We start from the raw sequence: 16,905 nt of genomic DNA, 5'->3' as shown, positions 1-16,905 counted from the left end.
AAGTGATTAGAAATATTATTATAGGTATATTGGTAATAGGTGTGGCTGGTACAGCCTATTGGGGCTATCAGGAGCATAGAGAAAAGACAGCTGTTTTGATTCATGCAGAAAACTCATATCAGCGTGCTTTTCATGACCTAACATTTCAAGTTGACTTGCTGCATGACAAAATTGGGACTACACTTGCAATGAATTCCCAAAAGTCTCTGTCACCTGCATTGGCTGATGTGTGGAAGATAACATCAGAGGCACATAATGATGTTGGACAATTGCCGCTGACTCTCTTGCCGTTTAATAAAACGGAACAATTTTTGGCTAATGTCGGAAACTTCAGCCACAAAGCAGCGCTACGTGATTTAACAGCTGAGCCGTTATCGGATAAAGAATACCAGACACTAAAGGCTCTTTACACTCAATCTCAAGACATTCAAAATGAATTAAGGCAGGTACAACACTTAGTTTTTAAGAATAATTTAAGATGGATGGATGTAGAATTAGCATTAGCTGCCGGCGATGAAAAAGCCGATAACACTATTATAGACGGTTTTAAAACGGTAGAAAAAACAGTTGAAGGATATTCCGAAACTGAATTCGGGGTCGCTAACCTAAATATGCAAAAAAAGGATGAGAATTTCAAGTATCTTGAAGGCGAGAAGATCACCAAGCGGGAGGCTGTAAACATAGCCAAAAAATATGCTGGCTTAGGTGAAGACAGCGAAGTGAAGGTAACGGAAAATGGTAAGGGTTCTGATTACGGATTTTTTAGTGTAACATTAAAGAACTCGAACGACATAACGGCCAGCATGGATATTACCAAAAAAGGCGGACAGCCAATCTGGTATCTGCTTTCAAGAGATGTAGAAAAACAAGTTATTAGTCTTAATGACGCCAGTAATAAGGCGATCTCTTTTTTGAAGGAAAATGGCTTCGAGAATTTGGACATGTTTGAAAGTGCCCAATATGATAATGTGGGTGTATTCACTTTTGTCACGAATGAAAATGACATAAGGATTTATCCAGACGCCATCAAAGTAAAGGTAGCATTGGATAATGGAAACATTATCGGCGTTTCAGCCAGTGATTATCTAAAATCACACCATACTCGCGAAATTCCTGAACCTGCTATAACAGCAGAGGAGGCACGAGGAGAGGTAAATCCCAATTTGCAAGTCATGGAGCAGCGTCAGGCTATAATCATGAATGAATTAAAAGAAGAGGTACTTTGTCACGAAATATTAGGTACTCTTGGTGATGATACTTATAGAATCTTTATTAATGCCGAGAACGGTATCGAAGAAAAGGTAGAGAAGTTAAAGCAGGCTGAGCAAGTGTATGAAGATGTTGTTTAAAGTGAGTGTCCCAGCTGGGGCACTTTTTTCTTGCTAGCTTGCAGCGCCAAGCCAGTTTTCATTCAGGATAAACTTCCCCGAGTATTTAGCGAGGGGCCATAGGCTTGGAACAGCTCAGGGGATCACTTAAGGAAGCATCTAGAAGTCCTGCTCCTACTGCTAAAGCCGCGTCAAAAGGCTGCAAGCAGCCATTTCAGGTAGATGCCTAGCTGTTGACGTCAAAGAACGACTACATCTTCTCAAGACCTCCAGCGCTTGTCGAAGCTAAACAGTCGGCTTCATATTAAGGACTATCGGGGCTGAACATGGCGCTTTCGCATTTCAGCTATCAAGTTGCGCTTCCCAGAAACGCAGCAAACTTCAGCTCCTCCGGCAGAAGCAAAGAACGCTTCTTAGTCGGAGCTTCCGAAGTACAGGAGGTACAAGTGCCGACGTCGCCACAGGACGTGGCGTATTTAGTCGGCCATTTTGCTCGTTTCTAGACGGTCGGCGCCACAATCATTTTGTCCAGTTGCAGCGCCAAGCCCCTCGAGTCGCTTCGGTCCAGCTGTTGAAGTCAAAGAACGACTTCACCTGCTGGCCCTCCAGCGCTTTTCGGGGCTGAACATGGCGCTTTCGCATTTCAGCTATTGACCGTTTTTTTTCTTCCATGTAATATTAAAATTGACAGGAATACCCTTATGGGACAATAAGCGAAGGCGTGGTCCGCTATGATAAAAATCGGAGATACCATAATTTTGGAACCGAAACATTCATCATCTGAAAAAGAAAAGTATAAATGTAAACTGCTTGAGAGAAACGAAAGCAGTCTCTTTATAGGTTATCCTGTTGACCTGAGCTCAAACAGAACCGTTTATTTGTTAGAGGGCACTCCTTTAACGGCTACCTTTTCATTGGCTGATGGGACACAGTTTCATTTTGAAACTGAAGTCAAGGGAAGAATTAAACAGGCTATTCCATTAATACATCTCTCCTATCCTGGCAAGGAACATACAATTAAAATTCAAAGAAGACAATATGTCAGGGTTGAAACTTCTGTTGATGTTGCAGTTCATGCTGAAGATGTCTCTTTTCCGCCATTTACTACAGTAACAGATGATATAAGCGCAGGAGGCGCTGCTTTGCTTATAGGTAAAAATATCAACCTAAAGCCTGGTATGATTATAGATTGCTGGTTTGTTCTACCAATGCAAAATGGGGAATTCCATTATAGACTGCTGAAAAGTAAGGTTATCAGATCAATAGACGCTAACCAAATTAAAAATAAAGTATCATTGCAATTTATAGCTGCAACGGGAACAGACAGACAGCTTTTGCTTAGGTTCTGTTTTGAAAGGCAGCTTGCAGCTAAGAAAAGAGGTCTTTCTGTTTAGCGTTAGGCATAATTTCGGTTGAAACTACCAATAATAAAGGTAAAACTGAAATTAGGAGTAGTTATGAAAACGTTCGAAAGAATTTTATTGAAAGCTGCAGTTATTCAATTTATCATTTTGTTGCTCACTCAGGTTTTTTTTCACAGACTGAATGCACTTCCTGAACTTAAAGAGATAACTCAGTATGAAGGCGTGAGTGAAAATAATTTTTCTGAAATACTTGAGACAATTGGAAATACAAGATAAGCAGTGAAGAACCTGCTTATTTTTTTTGTGTGTTAAAACAAATACTAAATATTACACAGCTTCTGTTTTGGGACTTTACGTAAAGCAAAAATACAACGATAAAGATAAAAAATATCGTGATTACAAAGAGAGTATTGTAGTTTGTTGTGGTAAAATAATGGAGTGAAATAAAAAGACGTACTATGTGTTTACAGGAGGAATTATGAACAAACGTATTTCAATAGCCATCGATGGTCCGGCTGCAGCAGGTAAAAGTACAGTAGCAAAAATCGTAGCCGAGAAACTTACATACATATATATTGATACAGGTGCCATGTATCGAGCATTGACTTATAAAGCAATTCAGGAAAAGGCAGATATTAATGATGAAAACTCATTAATGAATATCCTGAATGATACAGTGATTGAACTTTTGCCGGGAGATAGCGGGCAACAGGTACTGCTTGATGGAATTTATAGAACTGAGGAAATTAGGACGGACATCGTAACCAACTCCGTGTCCCTAGTTGCCAAGCATCAACAGGTTAGGGAAGAAATGGTCAAGAGGCAGCAGGAGTTTGCTTCCCAAGGCGGCGTAGTAATGGATGGACGGGATATCGGCACCCATGTTCTTCCTAATGCTGAGGTAAAGGTTTTTCTTTTAGCAAGCGTGGAAGAAAGAGCACAAAGAAGGCACACAGAAAACCTTAAAAAGGGTTACAGTTCTAATTTGGCTGTCCTTATGGAAGAAATCGCCCGTCGAGATAAGCTGGATTCTGAACGAGAAATTGCTCCACTGAAAAAAGCAGACGATGCGGTTGAAATTGACACAACATCACTGTCCATTCATCAGGTAGTCGAACGAATCATGGAATTGGCTATAGAAAGGATCGGATAAAAGTGACAATTTATTCTTTTACGAGAGCCATCGTTTACGGGGTACTAAAACCAATTTATCGGTTTGAAGTTATCGGAGAAGAAAACATTCCGGCTCAAGGCGGAGTCTTACTATGCTCAAACCATATAAATAATCTTGATCCGCCAGTGGTCGGGATATTGCTTCCGCGGCCAATCCACTTTATGGCGAAGGAAGAACTTTTCTCGATACCTGTACTAGGAAAATTCGTCCCTCACTTAAATGCTTTTCCTGTTAAACGAGGAATGAGCGACAGAGAAGCCTTAAGAAAAGGTCTCAACATTTTAAAGGAAGGAAAGGTTTTAGGACTCTTTCCAGAGGGAACAAGAAGTAAAACAGGAGAAATCGGGAAAGGATTGGCGGGTGCAGGCTTCTTTGCGTTAAGGTCGGATGCCCAGGTCGTTCCATGTGCCATTATAGGCCCTTATAAGGCTTTTCGCAGAGTTAAGGTTGTCTATGGAAGACCAATTGATATGCGAAAACTTAGAGAAAATAAATCCTCGGCAGAAGAAGCAACTGAATTAATTATGGATGAAATCCGCAAACTAATACACACACACAAATAATTGTTCTTGCTTGACAAATTGGGCTAATTGTAAGAAGTTAGATGAAAGAGATTTATTTTGAATATTCTATTCTTTTCCCTTGAATTGTTATGTATGTGATGCTTGCATCAATATCAATATATTTGGATCAGTGATTGGATTAAGGAGGAGTACATATGTCAGAAGATATGAATCAAGTAGAAGTAAACAATTTAGCTGTAGGTGACAAGGTTCAAGGCCAAGTTACTAAAGTTGAAGAAAAGCAGGTTCTTGTACACATCGAAAACAGTAAGCTAGACGGAATCATCCCGATTAGTGAACTTTCCAGTCTGCATGTTGAAAAAGCAGGAGATGCTGTTTCTGAGGGTGATACTTTGGATCTTGAAGTTTTAAAGGTAGAAGAAGAAGCGTTGATTCTTTCAAAAAGAAAGGTAGATGCAGAGAAAGCCTGGGATGAACTTCAGCAAAAGTTTGAAAGTGAAGAAGTTTTTGAAGCTGAGGTTAAGGATGTAGTCAAGGGTGGTCTCGTAGTTGATTTGGGTGTCCGGGGATTTGTACCCGCTTCCCTAGTTGAAGCTCATTTTGTTGAAGATTTTTCAGACTACAAAGGCAAAAGTCTTTCTTTTAAAATAGTTGAACTTGATAAGGAAAAAAACCGTCTGATTCTTTCCCATCGTGCTGTTGTAGAACAGGAGCAGGGGCAGCGTAAGTATGATATTCTTGAATCCTTACAGGCAGGTCAAGTCATTGAAGGAACAGTACAAAGGATTACAGATTTTGGTGCATTTGTTGATATTGGCGGAGTTGACGGGCTAGTCCATATTTCTCAACTATCACATGAGCATGTTGCAAAGCCTACTGATGTTGTTCAGGAAGGTCAAAGTGTAACAGTTAAGGTGCTTAGCGTTGATCGTGATAACGAAAGAATTTCTTTATCAATTAAAGAAACTCAGCCTGGACCATGGTCAGATATTCAAGAAAAGGCACCAAAAGGCACTACTCTAACAGGAACTGTAAGACGGTTAGTTTCTTATGGGGCATTCGTTGAAGTATTTCCTGGAGTAGAAGGGCTTGTCCATATTTCACAAATCTCCCATAGTCATATTGGAACTCCTCATGAAGTTTTATCGGAAGGTCAGGAAGTTAAGGTTAAGGTACTTGATGCCAATAAAGATGATCAGCGTTTGTCTTTAAGCATGAAGGAATTTGAAGAAAGAAACGACCAAAACTTTGATTATGAAATGCCTGAAGAGTCAAAAGGGTTTCAGCTTGGTGAGATGATCGGTGATAAATTAAAGAACTTAAAACAATAATGGTGATGAATGTGTCGAGATCAATTCGAAAGTGGGATCATATACGCTTTGCACTTGAAACAGGGCAAGCACGGAACACAGGCTTTGAGGATATTACATTTGTACATCAAAGCCTGCCTAATTCCTCACTGGACTCGGCCGAACTGCATACTAAAATTGGCGAACTTCATTTAAGTTCGCCAATTTTTATCAATGCTATGACGGGCGGAGGCGGGAGAAAAACCTATGATATAAATAGGAACCTTGCTATCGCTGCAAGGGAGACCGGCCTTGGGATTGCTGTAGGTTCTCAGATGTCAGCTATTAAAGACGCAGAGGAAAGGCGAACTTATGAAGTTGTAAGGGAAGAGTTTCCCGATGGAGTCATTCTTGCTAACCTTGGAAGCGAAGCAACTGCATCTCAGGCCCAAGAAGCTATAGAAATGGTAGCTGCCAACGCTATCCAAATCCATTTAAATGTTGTTCAGGAATTGACAATGCCTGAAGGCGACCGTAACTTCAAAGGTGCAATTGATCGAATCGGCATGCTTGTGAGCAGTGTCAATGTACCCGTTATTGTTAAGGAAGTTGGTTTTGGGATGGGTATGGAAACTGTAGCTAAACTCTGCAGAGCCGGTGTTAAAGCAGTTGATGTTGGAGGTTTTGGAGGAACCAACTTTTCAAAAATTGAAAATGAACGACGTGCCCGTTTATTAACATTTTTCGATGAGTGGGGAATTCCGACGGCTGTATCGGTCGCTGAAGCTAAAACTTGCAGCCCTAATCTTCCTATAATTGCATCCGGCGGCATACAGACGAGCATGGAAATTGCTAAGGCATTGGCAATAGGAGCAGATGCTGTAGGGATGGCAGGCTACTTTTTGAAAATTTTAATTGAACAGGGTATTGACGAACTGATCAAGGAAATTAATTTTATAAAAGAAGAGGTTGCTTTTATAATGACAGCCTTAGGTGCCAAACAAATAAGTGATTTACATAATGCTCCTCTGGTGATATCAGGAAAAACACATCATTGGCTTACTCAAAGAGGAATCGACACAGCTGCTTACAGTCAGAGAAGAATCTAAAAAAATAAATAAAAGACAAAAAGCATCGAGAACTTGTTCTCGATGCTTTTTGTCTTTTTTAAAAGATCTTTAACATTGAATACTGTCTAGCTCCAGTGCCTAGTCAGTTTTCCACAAGAGTTGGCTTCCCTAAGTATCTTACGAGGAGCTGATAGGCTTCGAGAAGTTCAAGGTGCCTCGGTGCAGATAGTAAAGTCAAAGAACGACTTCATCTTCTGGCCCTCCAGCACTTGAGTCGGGGCTGTTCAAGGCGCTTGCGCTTTTCTTATTATGAATCTGCAGAAGTGATAAGAGTTCCGAAATCTAAATCAACATGCTATTTTTCCCTATTTGTATTTAAAAGGCTGTAGGCAAACTTGAAATTCTTCGAGTTTGCCTACAGCCTGAAGCTTTCTAAAAAGGGAGCTTTTTCACGTTATCTTTTTGAGTCGTTTAACCTTCTTGCTTCTCCCGGACTTGAAAGTCTTGCAGATCCAGGATAATGCAGCGCTTGATCTCTGTCTGACTCAACCCGTCCACTTTCTCTAAGCTTTTGTTCTTGTCTATCTTTACCCATATGGTTCTCACCTCCTATTACTTAGAATGGTAAATGGCAAAAAGTTTATCCTGCAAAGATTAAAGTACATAAGCAAAAGCCATAATGGAAATGATAGGAGGTAGCTGAATGGAAGGGCTTCTGTTTTACTGGTTTGCCTGGGCGTCTTGGATTATCTTCACATTTTTGCTGCCCAAGCACCCGCAAAGGACGACACTGTCAATTTGGATCTTGAGTATGATCATCATTTCACCCTATAACATGGAAGCGGGAGGGATACACTTCCATGCAAGTGCTTTTGTCATTATGTTTTTTATTTACCTCCATACAAAGGATATTAGTAAAAAAACCTTTACGTATTTGTTTATCACCTCGCTTATTTTAATGCTGGGATATGTTAGTTTTCTTATCTTTGAATTATTCGACCCAGTATGGCTTCTGTTTGACCGGACTTGGATGGCAGCTGTCATGATTGCCTATTTGACCCTATTGCTCCAAACAGATAAAAAGATGAGGATAGTAACAATGCTTGTGGGAACATTGCAAGGAGAGATTCTTTATTCCTTGATACTAAAAAAACTGGGTATGCCTTATCTGATTGCATCAATGGAATTTTTGGATGTTATAGCTATTTCGTCTTTTGTATTGTTAGCCTGGAGCGGTCTTGAGCTTTTGTCAGCTTATATTGAGAATAACTTGAATTATACTGAGGGGGAAAAACACAATCACCATGAATGAATATACTTTGCCTATTTTATTTGGAGTAATAATAGGAACGCTGACCAGGATGTTAATGTTAAGAACAGATTACCGTCAATATCCGACTTATCTTCATGGGAAAATTATCCATGTAGCACTTGGGTTCATTGCTGCCGGACTGGGGACTGTGGCTGTTCCTGCCATTCTTGAAGAAGAATTTACTGCTATTACGTTTTTAACGCTTGCCGCCTCTCAATTTCGTGAAGTTAGGAACATGGAAAGAAATACATTAACCGAATTAGACAGCTATGAGCTTGTATCAAGAGGAAAGACCTATATTGAAGGGGTTGCAATAGCTTTTGAGAGCAGAAATTATTTAGTGATATTCACCTCTCTTGTTAGTACGTTAGGCTATTTAATGTTTAACATTTGGGTTGGAATTATTGCTGCCGTTGTTGCGGTATTAATCTCAAAAAGTTTAATGAGCGGCGGGAAATTGAAAGAAATTGTCGATATTCAATTTGTGGAACCCAGGTTTGATGGGGTGGGGCTATATGTTGATAATATTTATATGATGAACATTGGGTTGCCAGTGAGGCAAGCGGAAATACTTAGATATGGTATGGGCTTTATTCTAAAGCCTAAAGATTTTAATTCCAGGAGCACCATCGCGAATCTTGGGCAAAGACAGGCAATATTGCATGATGTTTCTACTGCTTTAGGTGTTTATCGTGATTCAGGAACACCTGCACTCGTGCCCCTCGCAAAAAGGGATTTGGATGACGGCAGAATTGCTGTATTCGTTTTACCGCAAGAACGGGATGCTGAAAGAGCAATTGAAATAATTGGAGATGTGCCAATTTTAGAAAACGCTATAAGGATGCCTTCAGAAAAGAAAAAGACTAAGAAGGGTGGGGAGTAATATGGACTTAGAAAAATATATTCTTGCCATCATTACAACGAATCCTAAGAAGGTTCCTGCAGGTGCTGCGGTCTTTCACTGTGACACAAAGGAGGAAATGGAAAATATTACTGCCAACCTCGAAGCGATATTAGACGGGATTGCGCATGCGCTTTCTGATGAATTATATGTTATAGTGAAACATTAGGGAATGGAAATGTTTTCATTGCTTGAGGGACAGGACATTTGTTAAACTGAATAAGTTAGGCCCTTCTTCTATTTTAAGAAGGGTTTATTTTATAAGTATTGATTTTCAAATTTTTTTTATGATAAACGATACTTTTAATTAGGCTGTATGAACAGTTTTCAACTGCTCATGATTCAGGTCCTAAATAAGATAAGAAAGGGTGAAGTTCATGGCGAAACCAGTAGTAGCCATAGTTGGACGTCCAAATGTAGGAAAGTCCACGATCTTTAACCGTATTGTTGGAGAAAGAATTTCAATTGTCGAGGATATTCCAGGTGTAACAAGAGACCGAATTTATAGTTCGGCCGAGTGGCTTACATATGATTTTAATATCATTGATACTGGTGGGATTGATATTGGAGATGAGCCGTTTCTAGAACAAATACGCCAGCAGGCGGAGGTTGCCATTGATGAAGCGGATGTTATTATCTTTTTAACCAATGGACGTGAAGGAGTAACAGCAGCTGACGAAGAAGTGGCCAAGATACTTTATAAGTCCAATAAACCTGTTGTAATGGCTGTTAATAAAATTGATAATCCTGAAATGAGAAGCCAAATTTTCGACTTCTATTCGCTGGGTTTTGGTGACCCGTATCCAATTTCAGGGTCGCATGGTTTAGGACTCGGAGACCTTTTAGATGAGGTAGCAAAAAACTTTCCGAAGGCAGTGGATGACGAGTATGGCGAGGACGTTATAAAGTTTTCTTTAATCGGCCGTCCAAACGTTGGGAAATCATCCCTAGTCAATGCCATTCTTGGAGAGGACAGAGTTATAGTAAGCAATATTGCTGGAACAACAAGAGATGCCGTCGACTCGTCACTCGTTTTCAATGGTGAAGAGTATGTCATTATCGACACAGCAGGAATGAGAAAAAAAGGGAAGGTCTATGAAAGCACTGAAAAATATAGTGTACTTCGGGCCTTGAGAGCGATAGAGCGTTCAGATGTAGTGCTGGTTGTCCTGGATGCTGAAGAAGGTATTATTGAACAGGACAAGCACATAGCCGGGTATGCGCATGAAGCGGGCAGGGCAATTATTATTGTTGTCAATAAATGGGATGCAATTGAAAAGGACGAAAAAACAATGAAAGAGTTTGAACTGAAAATACGTGATAACTTTCAGTTTCTTAGCTATGCTCCAATTGTATATCTTTCAGCCCTTACGAAAAAACGTATTCATACTCTGATTCCAGTCATAAATCAAGCTAGTGAGAATCATTCAATGCGGGTTCAGACGAACCTTCTAAATGATGTGATAATGGACGCAGTAGCCATGAATCCGACTCCTACCGATAACGGAAAGAGACTGCGGATTTATTATGCAACTCAGGTTGCCGTTAAGCCTCCTACGTTCGTGGTATTTGTTAATGATCCCGAATTAATGCATTTTTCTTATCGTCGATTCCTTGAGAACAGAATTCGGGACGCCTTTGGTTTTGAGGGTACACCGATAAAAATATTCCCTCGGGAAAGAAAATAATAACAAGGATGTGTTTTTATGCAGCGAAAGGTAGAAAAAGCCGCGGTTATTGGTGCAGGAAGCTGGGGAACAGCACTTTCACTAGTATTAGCAGATAATGGCCATGAGGTTCGAATATGGGGCCACACTCCTGCTCAGATTGAGGAAATTAACCGCGAGCATACAAACAAAAAATACCTGCCAGAAATAAAGCTGCCTGAAACGATTGTGGGTTATACATCATTGGAAGAAGTTCTTGTTGGAATAGATACCATCATATTGGCTGTACCGACTAAGGCTATCCGTGAAGTATTAAATAAAATTAGCGAGCTTAAGCCAGCTTCACTGACGGTCGTCCATGTGAGTAAAGGCATCGAGCCTGACACTCTTCTTAGAATCTCTGAAATGATTGAGGAGGAGCTGCCTGAGGACCTGCTGGAGGACGTTGTGGTTCTTTCAGGACCAAGCCATGCAGAAGAAGTCAGTCTCCGTCATCCTACCACTGTAACAGTCACATCAAAAGATATGTCCGCTGCTGAACGTATCCAAGATTTGTTTATTAATCAAAACTTTAGAGTTTATACAAATCCAGATTTGATTGGCGTTGAAATCGGAGGGGCGTTAAAAAATATCATTGCTCTTGCCGCTGGAATATCCGATGGGCTTGGCTATGGGGATAATGCAAAAGCTGCTCTTATTACAAGGGGACTAGCAGAGATAGCGCGGCTTGGAGCTAAAATGGGTGCAAGCCCATTAACGTTTTCCGGACTGACAGGAATTGGTGATTTAATTGTAACGTGTACAAGTGTTCATTCCCGAAATTGGCGTGCTGGCAATTTATTAGGGAAAGGGCAAAGTCTAGAAGAAGTTCTCAAGAATATGGGAATGGTTGTTGAAGGGGTTCGAACAACTAAAGCAGCTTATCAGCTTGCCCAAAAATATAATGTGAAAATGCCAATTACCAATGCTCTTTATGATGTTTTGTTTAATGGCGTTAATCCTAAAGATGCAGTCGATCATTTAATGGCGCGCACAAAGACCCATGAAATGGAAGACCTTGCAAACATTTTGGGAGACAGGCTTTAAACCTTGTGCTTCTCAGCAAATTGTTTTAAAACTAGGCATTTGGTGATGCGATTCTGCTTATAATTGCATACAATGCAACGAAGCAAACTGGTGATTGAACCGGGTGTTTGGGTATTTAGTCAATTTAAAACTGAAGTAAAGGTCGCCCCAATCTTTGCTTCAGTTTTTTTTATGGTTGAACATTTTCATCCAGTTCCAACGCCTGGCGGCTAGTGTACTTCGCCCTCTTCCTACGATGAGTCATCATCGATCGCTTCCGCTCTTCGTGTTTCCAATATCTCAAGTTGGTTTGCTCCAGTTCATACGTCATTAATGGGCGCTATTGTTATTGCAATTGCAAAATACCCATAGTTAAACATTATATCCATTGTGATATTCTCCTGCAGATATGGTATAATTCTTTTCGGAAAAGGAGTGGTTATATTGTCACCGGCTTTAGTTAAAATGTGGATTTCCTTTGTTGGTATGGGCCTTATGTTTTTTTCATTATTGTTTCTATATTTGACTCGGTTTAAATTGAAAGGTACTTTTAAAATAATAACAGGAATTATTGCTTACGTTTTTATGATAGCAGCTGGCCTCATAATATTTCTCGTGGTTTTAAGTGGTCCTACAGACTAAAACATTACATAGAATAAGAGGGTTGGTAACATATGAAATACGTTCGTACGGCCTTATCTAGCCTGATTCTGGCCGGTTTGCTGACTGGATGCATGTACCCTCAGGATGAACTTTCTCAGAACAGGGTGCCTTATGAAGAACAGATAACGTCTGTCCAAACCGCAGTGAATCAGTTCCAGGAATCCAATGGCGGTATTTTACCTATAAAAACAAAAGAAGGCGATACTCCTATTTATCAGAAATATCCAATTGATTTTCCGAAAATAGTTCCCCAATATCTGGCTGAGCCTCCAGGTAATGCTTTTGAGGCGGGAGGAATCTTTCAGTATGTCCTAATTGATGTAGAAACAAGTCCAAAAGTTAAGCTGTTCGACCTGAGGATAGCTGAATCAATTCGTGATATTAGAATGAGAATACGAGCGGGCGGGTATCCCCCCTATAAAGAAAGAATTGGAGAAAATATTTACACTTTAGACTTTACAGAACTTGGGTATAAGGAGCCTCCTTTTGCAGTAAGCCCATATACAAATCATAATCTTCCCTTCGTTGTGAGCGGGACTGGTGAAATTTACGTAGATTACAGAAGTGATCTATTTCAGCTGTTGGACGATACTAGCCACCAGTTAAATCCTGGCGAGGATATACGCCCGCTTCTTGTGGAAGACTCTATGTTTGTTCCCGCATACTCTCTGCCTTATACTATCGATCCTAAAACAAAAGAACCAATCTTTTTAGAGAAATAGTCATAACCCTTCTTCTGCTAAATATATTGTAGGAGAAGGGTTTTTTTTGCTTTTATCCGGCTGGATGGTATAAAGCTGCTAAATTCCGCACAGTTGCGATGACAATTACAAGGCAAAGATTTAAATAAGGGGGTAAGATAAAAAAAACTGTCATATTAATGTAGGACAACATCATAAACATATACTGTCCCAGATTAATATTTGGATAATTTTATCCCATTAACTCTATGATCGGGAGGGAATCACTTGGAAAAGGTAGATATTTTTAAAGATATTGCCGAGAGAACGGGCGGTGATATTTATCTAGGAGTAGTAGGAGCGGTTCGAACTGGTAAATCCACATTTATTAAGAAGTTCATGGAGCTAGTTGTTTTACCTAACATAAACAATGAAGCTGACAGGGCCCGTGCCCAGGATGAACTCCCACAGAGCGCAGCGGGAAGAACGATCATGACAACAGAACCTAAGTTTGTTCCTAACCAGGCTGCCAGTATTCATGTAGAAGAAGGGCTTGAAGTAAATATCCGCCTTGTAGACTGCGTCGGATACACTGTACCTGGTGCAAAAGGATATGAGGATGAAAATGGCCCTAGAATGATCAACACGCCATGGTACGAAGAACCGATACCTTTTCATGAGGCTGCCGAAATTGGTACTAGAAAGGTTATTCAGGAGCATTCTACCCTTGGTGTAGTCATTACGACCGACGGAACAATTGGCGAGATCCCACGGCAGGATTATTTGGAAGCGGAAGCTCGGGTGATAGAGGAGCTAAAGGAGGTAGGGAAACCGTTTATCATGGTGATAAACAGTGTACAGCCCTATCATCCTAATACCGAAACTCTTAGGGAACAATTAGCTGAAAAATATGATATCCCTGTTCTCGCTATGAGTGTCGAAGGTATGAGAGAATCAGACGTATTGAGTGTATTGAGAGAGGCACTGTATGAATTTCCAGTCTTGGAGGTAAATGTAAATCTGCCGAGCTGGGTGATGGTTTTAAGAGAGAATCACTGGCTTCGAGAAAGCTACCAGGATGCAGTTAAAGAAACAGTTAAGGATATTAAGAGGCTTAGAGATGTTGACAGGGTCGTCCATTTGTTCAGTGACTATGAATTTATCGATCGTGCCAGTCTGGCAGGAATTGAAATGGGCCAGGGAGTTGCAGAAATCGATTTATTTGCTCCTGATGATTTGTATGATGGGATTCTAAAGGAAATTGTCGGAGTTGAAATAAGAGGAAAAGATCATCTGCTCGAATTAATGCAGGACTTTGCCCATGCTAAAGCGGAATATGATCAAATCGAGGATGCCTTGAAAATGGTTAAGCAAACTGGGTATGGGATTGCAGCACCATCGCTTGCTGACATGAGTCTAGATGAACCTGAAATCATCAGGCAGGGAGCACGCTTTGGCGTCCGGCTAAGGGCAGTTGCCCCATCCATCCATATGATCAAAGTTGATGTGGAATCAGAGTTTTCTCCGATAATTGGTACTGAAAAACAAAGTGAAGAGCTTGTTCGTTATTTAATGCAGGACTTTGAAGATGATCCACTTTCTATCTGGAATTCAGACATCTTCGGGCGAAGCTTAAGCTCGATTGTAAGAGAGGGTATTCAAGCTAAAATATCTCTAATGCCAGAAAATGCCCGCTATAAACTGAAAGAGACATTAGAGAGAATTATTAACGAAGGATCCGGCGGCTTAATCGCTATTATATTATAATTTTTGGACTCCTAAATGGAGTCCTTTTTGTTATTTAGGAAATTGTTATAAGGGGGTTTAAGCCTTAGTTTCTCTCTGATCTGGATATACCTTAAAGGAATAGGAAACCTATGCCTGTCATGCAATTGAGCCTATAATATCAGTACCACCTAAGCAGCCTGAAACTACTTTTTTTCTCGTTTTCCAGTCCAGTCATTTATTTATAGCCAGTTTTGGTTTTTGTTTTTTTTATATTATATAAATGTTTGATTGTTGTCGAATGGGGTAGAAAAAAAGGGGTTAAGTTATTACAATTATGTTGCAGATATGAAAAGATTACCATTATTTATCGAATTTATCTTGATAAGCGCAAATGATTATGATAATCTTTTAACAGAATTAACGTTGTAGCTAATAAACCCTTATCAGACAAGGGTTTACTAGCAAAAAAGGGGAAAAATAGTGTTTTTATTTACACTATATCAATAAATACCCGCTGCAACGTATAGAATTCCCATATTTTGTTTAGAAATGTAGTAAACAACCCTATTTTCTAAGCTATGTATGAATTTTGGGAGGAGGTGAAAGGCATGAACAAAACAGAACTAATCAATGCAGTTGCAGAAGCTGGCGAACTTTCAAAAAAGGATGCAACAAAAGCAGTGGACGCTGTTTTTGATTCAATTTTAGATGCACTTAAAAATGGTGAGAAAGTACAATTAATCGGTTTTGGTAACTTTGAGGTTCGTGAGCGTGCTGCCCGTAAAGGACGCAACCCACAAACTGGAGATGAAATCGAAATCGCTGCAAGCAAAGTACCTGCGTTTAAACCAGGTAAAGCGCTTAAAGATGCAGTTAAATAATTACATATATTGCATTGAGCGTATGCTTAAAGCAAAAGGCCGCGAAACTTTCGCGGTCTTTTTCTTTGTTAAGGAGCGTTATACAGGTCGCGGTATGCTGTCCTGAGTGCCATCTCTGTGTACCCAATACCCACCGAAAGCGCAGGATTATGGGTTTCCTTAATTTTCTGCTTTGCCTGTTATGAAAAGGTTATGCTAATATTGAAATGTTATTAACTGTGAGCTTAGCTTAATTATGAAACTAATAATTCTGCTGTCTTGCATAGGAGGAGCAAATATGACAAAGGTCAATCGTGCCCAAATTGAAGAGGCGGTACGTTTAATATTAGAAGCAGTTGGCGAAGATCCAAATCGGGAAGGTTTACTTGATACTCCGAAGAGGGTTGCAAAAATGTATGAAGAGGTTTTTGAAGGACTTAATCAAGATCCAAAAGAATATTTTGATACAATATTTGGCGAAGATCATGAAGAAATGGTACTCGTTAAGGATATTCAATTCCATTCTATGTGCGAACATCACCTTGTCCCGTTTTTTGGCAGAGCGCATATTGCATATATACCTCGTAACGGCAAGGTAACAGGACTAAGCAAACTTGCAAGAGCAGTGGAAGCTGTAACGCGGCGTCCTCAGCTCCAAGAAAGGATTACTTCTACAATAGCAAACGCAATTTTGGAGAAGCTTGATCCTCATGGGGTTATGGTTGTTGTGGAAGCAGAGCATATGTGTATGACAATGCGAGGGGTAAGAAAGCCAGGCTCCAAGACTGTAACTTCTGCTGTTCGAGGAGTATTTGCAGATGATGTAAGCGCCAGAGCTGAAGTCCTCTCCTTAATCAAGGGCTAAAATTTAATTAAAACTGAAAGGGGCTAGTAGGCATGGAGAACAAGAGACAACCAGCAAATTCAGATTATATAGTTATCAAAGCTATTGAGGATGGTGTCAACGTTATTGGCCTCACAAGAGGGACAGATACCAGGTTCCATCATTCGGAAAAGCTCGATAAAGGGGAAGTAATGATTGCTCAGTTTACTGAACATACTTCAGCGGTCAAGGTTAGGGGAAAAGCAAAGATTCTCACTTCCTATGGTGAAATTGAGAGTGAGAAAAAGTAAAAAACATACTATTTTTTGTGTAATTTAATCGGGTGCGGCAGATAAAGAGAATAAATTGCTTAATCCTGCCCATCCGGCGCCATTTGTGATATAATTGGCACTGCCTTTACTTTGAAACAATTGATGCTTGTACTGCATCTTTACAG

At 40.2% G+C, this 16,905-nt stretch carries 19 protein-coding genes; 18 read left to right on the top strand and 1 reads right to left on the bottom strand.

Annotation, left to right across the window (positions count from 1 at the left end; all coding sequences use genetic code 11):
* The first annotated feature begins 2 nt into the window (after positions 1-2).
* From ypeB to fni, 7 genes are all read left to right on the top strand, one after another.
* Positions 3-1,349: a germination protein YpeB gene (ypeB, locus tag HRJ06_RS16365; RefSeq protein ID WP_174734034.1), complete on the top strand. Its 1,347-nt coding sequence runs from the start codon at positions 3-5 to the stop codon at positions 1,347-1,349.
* Between the two features lie 710 nt (positions 1,350-2,059).
* A complete protein-coding gene (locus HRJ06_RS16360) occupies positions 2,060-2,722 on the top strand; it encodes a flagellar brake protein (protein WP_174734033.1) in 663 nt (220 codons plus the stop codon).
* A 63-nt stretch (positions 2,723-2,785) separates the two neighbouring features.
* Complete coding sequence (locus tag HRJ06_RS16355) at positions 2,786-2,968, top strand: YpfB family protein (protein WP_174734032.1); 183 nt, start codon at positions 2,786-2,788, stop codon at positions 2,966-2,968.
* Positions 2,969-3,170: 202 nt separating this feature from the next.
* A complete protein-coding gene (gene cmk / locus HRJ06_RS16350) occupies positions 3,171-3,845 on the top strand; it encodes a (d)CMP kinase (RefSeq protein ID WP_174734031.1) in 675 nt (224 codons plus the stop codon).
* Between the two features lie 2 nt (positions 3,846-3,847).
* Complete coding sequence (locus tag HRJ06_RS16345; protein ID WP_174734030.1) at positions 3,848-4,429, top strand: 1-acyl-sn-glycerol-3-phosphate acyltransferase; 582 nt, start codon at positions 3,848-3,850, stop codon at positions 4,427-4,429.
* Positions 4,430-4,584: 155 nt separating this feature from the next.
* Positions 4,585-5,721 carry a 30S ribosomal protein S1 gene (rpsA, locus tag HRJ06_RS16340; RefSeq protein ID WP_174734029.1) on the top strand — a complete coding sequence of 379 codons (1,137 nt, stop codon included), beginning with the start codon at positions 4,585-4,587 and terminating at the stop codon, positions 5,719-5,721.
* On the top strand, positions 5,721-6,788 hold the full coding sequence (fni, locus tag HRJ06_RS16335) for a type 2 isopentenyl-diphosphate Delta-isomerase (protein WP_197969994.1): 1,068 nt from the start codon (positions 5,721-5,723) through the stop codon (positions 6,786-6,788). The genes rpsA and fni overlap by 1 nt, the downstream gene beginning before the upstream one ends.
* Positions 6,789-7,203: 415 nt before the next feature.
* On the opposite strand, the gene HRJ06_RS16330 is transcribed toward fni, so the two are convergent.
* The gene (locus HRJ06_RS16330) at positions 7,204-7,344 is read right to left on the bottom strand and encodes a YpzI family protein (RefSeq protein ID WP_174734027.1); all 141 of its coding nucleotides are present in this window, start codon (positions 7,342-7,344) and stop codon (positions 7,204-7,206) included.
* Between the two features lie 108 nt (positions 7,345-7,452).
* On the opposite strand from HRJ06_RS16330, the gene HRJ06_RS16325 reads away from it, so the two are divergent.
* From HRJ06_RS16325 to mtrB, 11 genes are all read left to right on the top strand, one after another.
* The gene (locus HRJ06_RS16325) at positions 7,453-8,061 is read left to right on the top strand and encodes a YphA family membrane protein (RefSeq protein WP_174734026.1); all 609 of its coding nucleotides are present in this window, start codon (positions 7,453-7,455) and stop codon (positions 8,059-8,061) included.
* Positions 8,054-8,944, top strand: coding sequence for a YIEGIA family protein (locus HRJ06_RS16320; protein ID WP_174734025.1), 891 nt, complete (start codon positions 8,054-8,056; stop codon positions 8,942-8,944). Before HRJ06_RS16325 ends, HRJ06_RS16320 begins: the two co-directional genes overlap by 8 nt.
* Position 8,945: 1 nt before the next feature.
* Entirely contained in the window at positions 8,946-9,131 is a 186-nt protein-coding gene (locus tag HRJ06_RS16315; protein WP_174734024.1) for a capping complex subunit for YIEGIA, read from the top strand.
* 208 nt (positions 9,132-9,339) lie between these two features.
* Entirely contained in the window at positions 9,340-10,650 is a 1,311-nt protein-coding gene (gene der, locus HRJ06_RS16310) for a ribosome biogenesis GTPase Der (RefSeq protein ID WP_174734023.1), read from the top strand.
* Positions 10,651-10,668: 18 nt separating this feature from the next.
* A complete protein-coding gene (locus HRJ06_RS16305) occupies positions 10,669-11,715 on the top strand; it encodes an NAD(P)H-dependent glycerol-3-phosphate dehydrogenase (protein WP_174734022.1) in 1,047 nt (348 codons plus the stop codon).
* A gap of 444 nt (positions 11,716-12,159) precedes the next feature.
* Positions 12,160-12,336 carry a DUF2768 domain-containing protein gene (locus HRJ06_RS16300; RefSeq protein ID WP_338421112.1) on the top strand — a complete coding sequence of 59 codons (177 nt, stop codon included), beginning with the start codon at positions 12,160-12,162 and terminating at the stop codon, positions 12,334-12,336.
* Positions 12,337-12,368: 32 nt separating this feature from the next.
* A complete protein-coding gene (locus tag HRJ06_RS16295) occupies positions 12,369-13,079 on the top strand; it encodes a hypothetical protein (RefSeq protein WP_174734020.1) in 711 nt (236 codons plus the stop codon).
* A gap of 246 nt (positions 13,080-13,325) precedes the next feature.
* Positions 13,326-14,804 (top strand): stage IV sporulation protein A, encoded by a 1,479-nt coding sequence (gene spoIVA, locus HRJ06_RS16290; protein ID WP_174734019.1) that lies wholly within the window; start codon positions 13,326-13,328, stop codon positions 14,802-14,804.
* 569 nt (positions 14,805-15,373) lie between these two features.
* Positions 15,374-15,646, top strand: a complete 273-nt coding sequence (locus HRJ06_RS16285) for an HU family DNA-binding protein (protein ID WP_174734018.1) — start codon at positions 15,374-15,376, stop codon at positions 15,644-15,646.
* Between the two features lie 277 nt (positions 15,647-15,923).
* Positions 15,924-16,490: a GTP cyclohydrolase I FolE gene (gene folE, locus HRJ06_RS16280; RefSeq protein WP_174734017.1), complete on the top strand. Its 567-nt coding sequence runs from the start codon at positions 15,924-15,926 to the stop codon at positions 16,488-16,490.
* Between the two features lie 32 nt (positions 16,491-16,522).
* Positions 16,523-16,759 (top strand): trp RNA-binding attenuation protein MtrB, encoded by a 237-nt coding sequence (gene mtrB, locus HRJ06_RS16275; RefSeq protein WP_174734016.1) that lies wholly within the window; start codon positions 16,523-16,525, stop codon positions 16,757-16,759.
* The last annotated feature ends 146 nt before the right edge of the window (positions 16,760-16,905 follow it).

The organism is Mesobacillus harenae, from assembly GCF_013343715.1.
GTDB lineage: Bacteria > Bacillota > Bacilli > Bacillales > Cytobacillaceae > Mesobacillus_A > Mesobacillus_A harenae.
The sequence above is the reverse complement of the archived record's forward strand: the minus strand, read 5'-3'. Positions and strand labels throughout refer to the sequence as shown.